Annotated in this window: 3 protein-coding genes; all 3 read right to left on the bottom strand. The window is 45.5% G+C overall.

What is annotated here, in order from left to right; all coding sequences use genetic code 11:
- Nucleotides 1-4,540 (bottom strand): cobaltochelatase subunit CobN (gene cobN, locus AB7U21_RS06950; RefSeq protein ID WP_428387911.1); only part of this gene is annotated, 4,540 nt, incomplete at its 3' end.
- A 533-nt stretch (nt 4,541-5,073) separates the two neighbouring features.
- Complete coding sequence (locus AB7U21_RS06945) at nt 5,074-10,359, bottom strand: cobaltochelatase subunit CobN (RefSeq protein WP_428387909.1); 5,286 nt, start codon at nt 10,357-10,359, stop codon at nt 5,074-5,076.
- Nucleotides 10,360-10,632: 273 nt separating this feature from the next.
- Nucleotides 10,633-12,165, bottom strand: a 1,533-nt coding sequence (locus tag AB7U21_RS06940; protein ID WP_333786924.1) for a cobaltochelatase subunit CobN, incomplete at its 5' end; no start/stop codon positions are given.

Below are 12,165 nucleotides of genomic sequence, written 5' to 3'. Positions count from 1 at the left end.
CGTAAACATAACTCATCCTGTCGATATATAATTCTGCAAGTTCTGTACTGTTACTCCACGTATCGCTTGCAGATGCTGCATTAGCCATCCCTGTACCATAGGCCCCGTCAGCAGGACCGAATATCCTGAACAACGCAATGTCCAGAGAGAGGTTAACATCCTGAATATTCTGATCAAATACCGCCTGCAAAGCATCCGTATTCATACGTACATAGTTGTCCTGTTCATCCTGCTCGTAGGCAAGCCTGACAGCCTGGTCAATGAGTTCTACTTTCATGGGGAAAGTATCTCTGTAGAGTCCTGAGATCTGAACTATCACATCTATGCGCGGTCTTCCAAGTTCTGATGAATTGATCAGTTGAATACCCGTTACTTCATTACCATCATCCCATACAGGTTCAACTCCGAGGAGATAGAAGATCTGGGATTCCATTATACCTTCGTGACGTGTTGACTCTCCTGCCCAGAGAATGTATCCTACCTTAGTTGGATATTCACCATTCTCTGCGTAGTATTCTGCAAGCCACTGATCAACAAGGACCTTGCCTTCTTCCCATGCCTGTTTTGTTGGGAGGAGCTGTTCATCGAATGCATAGAAGTTCCTGCCTGAAGGAAGTGTTTCAGGACGAAGTACCGGATCTCCTCCGATATTTGCTGCTATGTATTCCCCATCCATTGCACGGAGGATCTGCCTGATCTCGTTTTCAGATTCTATGAGGAGCTCTGTGTAATTAAGAGCAGTATTCAGCTGCACATCCATGTCTGCGGAAGTTGTTCCCAGCACTTGCATCTGAGCTTCACTGGAACTCATGTTCTCAAGCAGGACTTTTGAAAGCAGGTCATTTGATGCATTTTCTGAATTATTATAAATTGACACCTGTGTGGAAAAATCATCACCTAGCATGGAGTTAACCATTCCCACAAGCTCGTCCCCTTGAGGGGCTTCCCCGAGTATGTGCAGACCGTAAGGCATAGACTGGCCTTTGAGATCAGAAAGAACATCATCAACTTCTTCCAGGAACGCATCAATCGTTTCGTTGTCCTGTGAGAGGCTCATATTTACTTGTTCATCAATTCCCAGATCAACCACCAGGTCGATGATCTCCTGCAAATGAGACTGTTTAAGTGATTCAGACTCCGTAGTAGATGTCTGATAAGTGGTTATTTCACTGCTGAGTACACTGTAATTCCCATAAAGTCCGGCAGATATCACAGGTGGTATAAGGTGGTCGATGATTACTGCATTGCCTCTGCGCTTGGCTTGCATACCTTCCCCCATACCATCCATTACATATGGGTATATCACAGGTATGTCCCCTGTCATAATTGCAGGCCACTCCTCGCTAAGGAGACAGAAATCCTTTCCGGGAAGCCACTCAACAGTCCCATGACGTCCCATATTGACCATGACATCCGCTCCATATTCATGCTGAAGCCACAGATAGAAAGCTATGTACTGGTGATGTGGGGGCAACTCCGAATCATGATAGAGCACATCATTATTCTCCAGCCATCCCCTTGTGGGTTGAGGTGCAAGGATAACATTATCACTGACCTCTATCTTCGGGATCACAATGTACTTTTTACCATTGTCAGCTGTGTAGACCATTACATCTCCCGGTGCTTCTCCCCACATGGATATTACCTCTTCTCTTCTGTCTTCAGGTAAGGCATCGAACCATGCTTCATAAGTAGCCTGAGGAATAAGCTCAACGCTACCGTTCTCTACAAGTCTTTCAAGTTCTCCGGGAGCCCAGCCACCCACATTAGTACCCTGATGTACTATCAGGTCTACCAATGCAGTTTCATTGGGCATCTTGCTTATATCAACATTATAACCTGCATCTGCCATAGCCTCCAGCAGATTGCGTATACTGGGTACAACCTCAAGATAGGATGCACCTATGTTGTCTTTTCCAGCTCCGTGGTTGTAATAGATGATTGCGACCTTCTTTTCTGCGTCATCTTTTTCTCCAAGCCCGGCCTGGGCCAAAGTGCGGTTTGTCAGCCACTCCACCTGGGAGGGCTCAGAGGCATAAATTTCCGTACCAGCCAATGTATCATTTTCCTCTGCAGCTATCATAATCGGATCAATGAGTCCCATTGTCTCAGGACCATAAAGCCTAAGCATATATTGCACCGGGATCGGGGTGGTTGTTCCCTTCCATTCTTCGAGGCTCATGTAACCGTTCAGCACACCATTGATTACAGGCACGTTCAGTCTGTCGATGTCAAAATAGTTGCCACGGTAAAGGAACGATATGACCACATCTACCTTAGTGTCAGTACTGTGGTTAAGGAAATCATCCATTGGGGCAGTTGAAGAACCATAACATGCTACTACATTGACCCCTCTTGCCTCAAATCCTTTGATAAGCTTGTCCAATGGTTCCATATCGAGAGGGTAGTACGATTTATAAAATGCAATACCTACGGTGGGTGCATTTGCATCAAAGCTGTGCCCTTCGGTCCTGTTGGCATACCACTGGAAGTATGCACTGCTACTGTTTGTGAATAGGTCCATAGATGTACCTGTCATTGAGGGATGATAGATAGCACCTTCAGGTGGCCCGATAGGTTCCTGGACATCCAGATCTGTCCTTCCATAGTATTCAGAAGCCAGATAGAAAATGAGATTATCAAAATTCTCATCATTGGATGCGCCATTCAGCCAGTAGTCCTGCAGGTATGACTTAAAAGTGTCCTCATCACTGAAACGTGATGGAATGAAGGGAATGTTTTCATTGAGATATGTATTGTAACCAATGACAACACACCCATTTGCAATGGCAGCATCAACTGTCTCCTGCAGCTTATAGGCCGTCTGGGTGAACATATTGACATAAATTATATCCATCTGGCTAAGATCCTCATCACCACTGAGCTTGTCCGCAAGACAGTAACTAGCTGTGATGTTCATGCCAGGGTTACTGTTTACCCGTGAAACAAAATTGGCAAGTTGTGCATCATGGCTTGAATAGCCTGTAATTATAGCCACGTTCAGATGTGGTGCATTTGATAATTGAGTGGTTGAAGTGGTATAAGTCTTTTTAAAGAGCAGCACAGCCACATCAGCCCTGCCTTCACCGGTCTTGGATATTGTTTTACCGGAGATGGTCGTTCTTTCCAGAGAGCTGATACTGTCCAGCAGAGCAAGTATGGCCTCATGGTCAACATCATCGTTCTTCCTCATAGGCAGGATGAGATCGGTCATCGCTTGGCCATCCTGGACTGAGAAGCTTGTTACATTGGTGAGCCACATGCCACTCATAGCAGTACTGTAAACCACTGATTTGAGTACATAATTGCCATCGGGTATTCCGGTGAGAACAAAGTTCCCATATTGATCACTGGTTGTATTGGCGTAGAAACTGCCATCTTCGAGGGTGAGCACAACATCAACATCCGTCCTGTTCTCACCTGTTTTTGAAACGGTCTTTCCTGATACTGTTGTTGTTCGAAGTGCAGATAATATTTCTTCATGGTCAATGTCGTCATTCTTCCGCATGGAAAGATTAAGATCAGAAACTGACTGACCACCTTCTACGCTAACTTCGGTCACGTTAGTAAGCCACATGCCACCCATTGCAGAACTGTAGATAACGGATTTGAGGGTGTAATTGCCATTCGGCACATCCGTGAACATGAAATTGCCATCAACATCACTCGTAGTGTTGCTGAAAAAAGTAAGCTCTGTTTTAAGGATGGAGTCACTTGTATCAGTAGCGTTATCGGGTTCACTGACTATTGTATTAACTTCCTTGAAAAGGACAATATCCACATCTGCCCTGGCTTCACCGGTCTTGGATATAGTTTTACCTGAGATGGTCGTTCTTTCCAGAGAGCTTATACTGTTCAGCAGAGCAAGTATGGTCTCATGATCAACATCATCGTTCTTCCTCATTGACAAGCTGAGATCGTTTACCGCTTGCTCACTCTGGACTGCGATGTTTGTCACATTGGTAAGCCACATGCCACTCATTGCGGTACTGTAAACCACTGACTTGAGCACATAATTGCCATCGGGTATGCCGGTGAGAACAAAGTTCCCATATTGATCGCTGGTTGTATTGGCGTAGAAACTGCCATCTTCAAGGGTAAGCACAACATCAACATCTGTCCTGGCTTCTCCTGTTTTTGATACCGTTTTCCCTGATACTGTTGTTGTTCGAAGTGCAGATAATATTTCTTCGTGATCGATAGCATCGTTCTTCCTCATGGAAAGATCAATATCGGCCACTGCCTGTCCGTTCTCTATGGTAACTTCGGTCATGTTCGTGAGCCACATACCTCCCATTGCAGAACTGTAAATAACAGATTTGATCACATAATTGCCATTCGGCACATCCGTGAACATGAAATTACCATCAGCATCACTTGTGGTGTTGCTGACAAAGATCATACTGGTTTCTAAGTCTTCTGTTGCATCAGCAGATGGAGCAGCCATAGATGCTGGCAATAGTAAGATAGTGACACATAATAATGCTAACATTAGTGCAACTATTTTTTGCTTTCCAAAAGTTCCTATCGTTGTTCTCAAGATAACCACCGTCTTTGCTTTACTATGTGATCCGGTAAATCCAAATTGATTTTCAAGGAACACCGGACCACAATAATACGTGCATCGTATTTGTAAACGTGTGAGATTAAGTTATGAATGTATGTTAGTAGTTATGAAAATACTAAGTATGATATATACTTATCTATTTGCTTTTTTGATAACAACTAAGCGCATTTAAGCATTTAATTTACATTAAAAGTATAGATAACTGTAACTCGAAATATAATGCATCAGCTGATAGAATGATATACTGTATTTGAAAAAGTAAAAATTAAAAAGCTACTTCCAAGTTCAGGATATAACAGGGCTAAAAACCTATGAGCTACTCTTTTTAGTTAACAGAATGGAGATGGATACATGAATAACGGAAGACGGCGTCAGTAATATCCTTCCTTTAAGCCAGTTAAAAATAAAAACCTTGTACCTAGTACAAGGCTCTGTAAACTGACAAATCTGCTACTGATCTGCATCTTTAAGGGGATTTTCCAGATAATTATCGGTCATTCCTGCTATCACATCTTCCTCCTTCTCATGAATCCTATAAAGACTGCTCCAACGGCTCCAGCCACGAGGATAAGAGCAACTATATCCGAACCCGAGAAGGTAGGACTGCTGCTTTCCGGCTGGGACACGGTTTCTGTTGTCATCTCATAACCTTCCACATAGTTCGGGTCCTGAGTTGATCTCATGGACTCCTGAGGCACTTTGTCCAGATCTGTTCCAACACCGCCATCTGTTTGAGTGGTCTGGTTGCTCGAACCTCCAGGTTTTACCTGTGCAGAACCGGTGGAACTTCCACCCTTACTCTTTTCAGCAGAAGTGGTATCATTTGCCTCAGTATCATCACGGAGAGTTGCCTTGTAGAGTTGCTGATTATATTTATCGATAACTTCCTCACTGACAACACCCGGTACAGAAACAACACCTTGGACAAAATCATCAAGCAGAGGATTGCCACAGGTGTGATGACAACATGTAGCTCCATTCTCTGCCACGGATTCCATATATTCCTGTGTCAGACTTTGTACAACTTCAGCAGAAGGTTCCCAGTATCCTTTACGGACCGCTTCCAGCATCCTGCCAGTAATGGACTGGTACGCACCAGCGTTCTCCGCATTGAACCATTCTTCCATACCCTCATTGGCATAGGTCTTATAGACATTATCCCATACGGAATCGTCCACAAGTTCGGGGTCAGTGACTTCCCATCCCCACAGATTGTCCACGAACTCGGCCATCATCCTGCCACCGGCATATCCTGATCCCTGCATACCCTCTATCCATTTGGGATTGAAGTACCTGGAACGCAGGTTCTTGCTCAGGTATTCCTTCATTCCTGTCATCTGGGCATTATTGGGGTCCCTCGTATCCGAAACATACATCTCCGGCGTCTGATGGTCTTCCCTCACATACCTGGTCGCAAGGTTCAGTCCACCGAAATACTGGAAGAAATCATCGTTGTCCAGGGTATCATACAGATTGGAAGAATCCGAATGTACCGATGCTTCCACGTTCTTCAGGTTGGATGTAAGCAGTTCCTGGCATTGGTATCCCCACAGTTCAGTTCCATAGGCAAAGCCCATTTTCTCAAGATACAGGGTCGCGATCTCATCCTCGCTTTCCCAGACACCGCTCGCATCGATGGCATCGCCGACCAGGATATCATAAGTCCCATCCTGTACTGCAAAACATCTCATGGTAGAGAGGGTTTCAGCCATGGCAGCAGTTTCTTCCTCGGTCTCAAAGGACCCCTGAAGGCTTGCGTAAAGATCCTGGTATATGGCTTGTGTACTGGTGTTCACATAGTTGGGGTAATTCCCGGAAGGAGCTATGTTTGCAAGTTTCACTGCATCATCAAGCATTTTGATCTTGCTTGGGAAAGCATCCCGCATACCTGCAGTTGCGTAGACTATATCGATGCGAGGTCTTCCCGGCAAGGAAGCATCGTAGTTGGGTAGCAATTCTTCTTCAGGTATGAGTTCCACACCAACCACATAACCATTGCTGTCCCATACCGGTTTGACACCCAACAGGTACATGGCTTCAGCTTCCAGCGTACCATGGTCGCGAATGAATTCCACACCGAACCGGGAGAAAGATACCTTTGTCGGATATTCACCATGTTCCTCATAGTAGTCCACTAACAACTCCTGAGCAAGCATTACTCCTAACTTCCACGTGGCTTCAGAAGGGTAAAGCTCGGGGTTCACTCCGTAAAAGTTCCTGCCTGTAGGCACAGCATTAGGGTTCATCACCGGATCGGTACCTGGCCCCGCAGGTATGAAATCAGCACTCAAAGCATCGATCACCCTGTCCATCTCTATAGCAGAGTCAATGAGCCGCTGCTTATATTCCAGACCCCTTTCCAGGTCTATGAAAACAGATTCATTGGTATAACCGTATACCATATCCTCTGCGTCATATATGGAAGTACCATTGGTCACAACTTCCCATACCAACCAGTCCACTTTTGTATCATTCAACGGTATGCCCAATGGATAATCAGCTATAGGATAATAAGCAGCTGTGACATTATCCTCGAAATATCCCTTCATCATGGAACGTACCATGCATGATAGTTCGTCCCTGTTGGGCGATGTAGAGTTCGAAGCTGGCACTTCCCCAAGGATGTGCATGCCATAAGGTATGTTCTCACTTGCGATCTCTTCCAGATATTCATGCAGCACGTTTTTTACGAACACATCAAAGAGCGTTTCATTGTATCCGTACAGTTCAGAAGCATTCAGCTCCAGGTCCGTAGTGAGATTTGCCTTTACCATTTCATCAACAATGATCATCTGATACCCTTTTTTCGTCTGGGTGGACATCTCCTGTCCGTAGTACTGCTGCACGTAACGTGACAGATTGGACAATTGTCCGTATGTGCCAGAGCGTTCCAGAGTTGGTGTCATGTGATCGATGATCAGGGCATTGCCTCTGTATTCCGCTGTAAGGCCCTCTCCTACATTGGCAACGATGTATGGATAGATATTTGGCATGTCCTGCAATAGCAATGGGGACCATTCGGCCGTCCTGTTCATACCGTATGCTTGCCCTGGCAGCCATTCATGCGTGCCATGGGTTCCGAGATGGATGACGGCATCTGCATCCCACTGCTCATTAAGCCATAGATAAAAGGCTATATACTGATGAGGTGGAGGGACCAATGTACTGTGATACAACGTGTCATCACTCTGCATGAAACCACGGGCAGGCTGGGGCATGAGCCACACATTTCCAAACTGTACGGTAGGTATCACCAGATATTTGCCGGAATTGTTCTCCCATATCATGAGATTCTTGTCTTCGGCTAAGTCTTCCTGCCAGGGTGCTCCCCATTCTTCTATTACCTCATCTCGCAGATCCTGTGGGATTTCTGCTTCAAACCATTCGCGATAGGTTTCCATGGGTATAAGCTGCAGTCCCCATGATGTTCTGTTCCCGACCATTTCATTGAGCACACCCGGAGCCCAGCACCCTGCATTTATACCCTGGGCCTGGATCACATCAAGCAGCTCTGTGTTGTTCTCAGGCACTGAAGTAACATTGAAACCAGCATCCTGCATTTCCTGAAGCATGAGCCTCATGCTGGAAATTGTATCAAGGTAACTGGCTCCGATATTGTCTTTGCCTGAAGGATAGTTGTAATAGATCACCGCAACCTTCTTCTCGGAATTGTTCATTAACTTGAGCTTTGCCCAGTTTATGGACCTGTTCCCTATCCAGTCCACCTGGCTGTCCATAGGAACAGCTTCACTTGTACCGTTAGTGGAATCATATACGTTCTTTCCTATGACAACATACTCAAAGATGCCGTCAAGGTTCGGACCAAGGGTCATCCTCACTACCTGCGCATTCGGTATACCTCTGTTGGCATCTGCCGGATCAGGTGTCTGCGGAACGTCCACAACTATTCCTCTTAATACAGGCACGTTGAGCTGCCTCAGTTCGCGCTCCCCCTTCTCATTGTCATAATAGTTCAGCCTGAAGCTCTTCAGGGATATGACGCACTGTACCAGAGATTGATTGTTCTCATCACAGTAGTACTTGACAATGTCATCGAACGTATCGAATCCCACAATGACGTTGCAATCCTTGCCTTCAAGGTCAGAGATCAATGCATCCACAACCCCCATCTGGCCGTTGGCGATATCATCACGATGGAACCACATACCAATGGTGGGTTTTGATGGATCGTATACATGGTGTGTACCGTCATTTGTAGAATACCATTCCAGATACTCCTGGGTTGTTTCAAAGTATTTCCCTGAATGATCTTTGTGGTAAAGCCCCACCTGCGGCAGAACGGAGGCATCTGACCCCTGTAATTGCCAGTCCGCAGTAAGTTCGGGATTGTCGCCATATTCCTTGGCAAGATAGATAAGGAAGTTCTCGGCACTAGTTAACTGGGCATCGGTCTGTGTACCCATGTTGTTGTAATAGTTAAGCAATGTGACATTTTCATCGCCTGTATATACATGGTCAAAATATGCCGGTGTATCAATGGAACGCACATCAACGAACACGGTGCCCGCCGTATGAGCCTCCCAGAAACTCTGGTTAAGAGGACTATAGATGCTGCTGGAGAGCATATCACAAAAGATCACGTCCTGCTCCTGAAGTAAACCGCTTGAAGCCGCCCGGAGCAACTCGTCACTGGGATCAGCCCAGGTGGTCACATTGAAGGATGGGATGTAAGTGTATTCTATGTTCTGGCTGTACGGATTTGTCAGACTGGCATTTTCCAGGCCCGGGTTTGCTGCATAGCAAAGATACATGATCTTTATTGTATCCCATTTATCAGTAATCTCAGGATGATCACCATACTCCTTTGCCAGATATAGCACAAGGTTCTCTGCATTGAGCCTGTCATCTTCAGTGGCAGTACCCATATTGTTATAATATGTATCAATCAACTGCGTGGAGGAACCGTCTGAAATGTAGTCAAAATATCCGGGAGTGCCCATAGACCTGATATCCACAAGAGAGATGCCGGCATCATGAGCAGCTTTGAATGTAGTGTTCAGGGGATCAAAGACAACAGATGAAAGCATGTCAGTGAATATCACATCCTGTTGCAGCAGCAAACCGCTTGAAGCTGCTTGCAGCAGCTCGTCACTGGGGCCTGCCCATGTGGTAGTATTGAAGGAAGGAATGTATGTAAATTCTATACTGTCATTGAATCTGGTCGTACTTGCAGCGTCTTCCAAAGCAGCACTTGGCTGCCAGCCGATATAGACAATGCGTATTTTACCTCCCCAGTTATCTGTGATCTGAGGCTTATTGCCGTAGTTCTTGCATAGATATGTAAGGAGGTCTTCTGCATTCTGCATTTCTGTTGGAGTCCCGATACCCATATTATTATAATATGTATCTATTGGCTCCGTTGAAGATCCATCGGATACATAGTCGAAATATTCAGGCGTTCCCAGAGACCTTATATCAACAAATGAAGTACTGTTGTCCTTTGCAGCCCTGAACGATATATCCATTGGATCAAAGACAGCACTTGACAACATATCAGTAAAGATCACATCCTGTTCCATCAATAGGTCTGAACTTGCTGCTTCCAGCAGTTCGTCACTTGGACCGGTCCAAGTGGTCGTGTTAAATGAAGGCACATAAGTATATACTACGTCTGAACTGTATACCATGGACTGGCTTGCAGCTTCAAGAGCAGCGCTCGGTGTCCATGAAATATACATTACATTGACCTTGTTTTCGTCTGCCGCTACTATCTGTATACTGAACAGCATGGCCAGTATACAGATCATCAAGAGTAACTCTCTCCATTTCATAGTACCAACCCTTTCAAAAAGTGGGATCAACTTCGCTATTTAGCCTATATAGACCAACCATTGGCTCCACTTTTAAAGATATATTATCTAACCTTACGAGCAACACTATAAACAAAAATTTGCTTCAGAGAATTTCGAAAATAATCCCCACTAAAAAAGTTCGGATATTCCTGTCTCTATATAAGAGGCAGAGAAATAGCCAAACCAATTCCCTGGCCATCGGCCTAAAAGAGGGAATAGGCACTTCCCTGAAGAGAAAAGTGCCATAGGATATCACATTTTCCTCTTTCTCATGAAGCCCAGGAACACTGCTCCGGCTGCTCCTACCACCAGCACGATAGCAACTATATCAGAACCAGAGAAAGTAGGGGTACTGCTTTCAGGTGGAGCTACAGTTTCCTTGGTCATCTCATACCCTTCTACATAGTTCTCAGGAGTAGACTTCGGAGCTTCGGGCGCAGGCTGGCTAAGGTCTGTGCCTGCACCAATCTGAGATTCTATAGTCTGGTTTGATGTAGAAGTTGTGGCCTGGTTAGTAATTTCCAGTTTCGGACCACTGGAACCACGGCTACTACTGCGGCTGGAAGTGCTTTCCTTCACTGGCTCACTGGTAGCTTCCTCTATAAGCTTCTTGTAGTCTGATGCCGTTTGTTCGTCCACCAGACCTGGCACAGACATTACGCCCTGTATGAACTCATCGAGTGAAGGATTACCACAGGTATGATGACAGCATGTGACACCATTTTCCACCACGGATTCAACATATTCTTTCACCAGGTTCTGGACCACTTCGTCCGAGGCGTCCCATGAATCCTTCCTTACGGTCTCAAGCATCCTTGCTGTAATGGACTGATACTGATATGCATTATCCTTAAGGAACTCATCCAGTCCAAGGTTCTGGGAATCCAGTATATATGTTTCATACATCTTGTTCCAATCCGAATCAGTTACCAGATCAGGAGTAGTGGCTTCCCATCCCCACATAAATTCCACGGTCTTCATCATTTCCCTGGCACCTGCATAATCATATTCCATCATACCGGTTATCCAGTTGGGATTGAGGTACCTCGCGGTCAGCTCTGTACTGAAAGCTTCGCCAAGTGTGATGATCTCCGGGTTGTCCACGCTGGTCAGGTCAGAGATGTACATTGAAGGGGATTCACCTGTGATCGACTTTACAGCAAGTCCGAGTGCTCCGAAGTAGGAATAATAGTCGTCATTGTCTATGAGACCGTAAAGGTTCGAAGTATCACTGTGTATGGCTGAATCCACTCCTCCGAGGTTCAGTTCGAACACATCCTCATAATTGACACCCCATACATCCTTGCCGTATACATTGGACATCCTGGATATGTACAGGTCAGCAACTTCTGAAGAATTCTCCCAGGTATTGCTTGCCTCCACTGCTTCGGTAACACCAGTACCATAAGTACCTGTGGCCTCACTGAATACCCTGGACATAGAGACATTGTGTGCAACGCTTTCATTATATCCGCCTGCCAGCATTGCATCTTCTATTGCAAGTGAGTTCCATCTTACATAGTTGGTCTCGTTTGTTTCATTGAGCTGCGCAACCATGCGGACCGCTGTATCCATCAGTTCTATCTGGTATGGGAAGGTGTCACGGTAAAGTCCCGATGTTGTGAGCAGCACATCTATTCTCGGATGTGTCATCTCTTCCTGCGGGATAACTTTAAATCCTGTTATCCTTCCGCTGGTCCTTTCCAGTTCCACACCCAGAAGAGCATAGATCTGTGCTTCCATAAGACCTTCATGTCGCATTGTTTCCACAGACCACATGACAAA

It is taken from the genome of Methanomethylovorans sp., from assembly GCF_050177135.1.
Taxonomy (GTDB): Archaea; Halobacteriota; Methanosarcinia; order Methanosarcinales; family Methanosarcinaceae; genus Methanomethylovorans.
This window is presented reverse-complemented; position numbering and strand designations above follow the sequence as displayed.

Coding starts and splice junctions, on each gene's coding strand:
- AB7U21_RS06945 (WP_428387909.1), bottom strand. CDS start 10,359: ATGAAATGGAGAGAGTTACTCTTGATGATCTGTATACTGGCCATGCTG.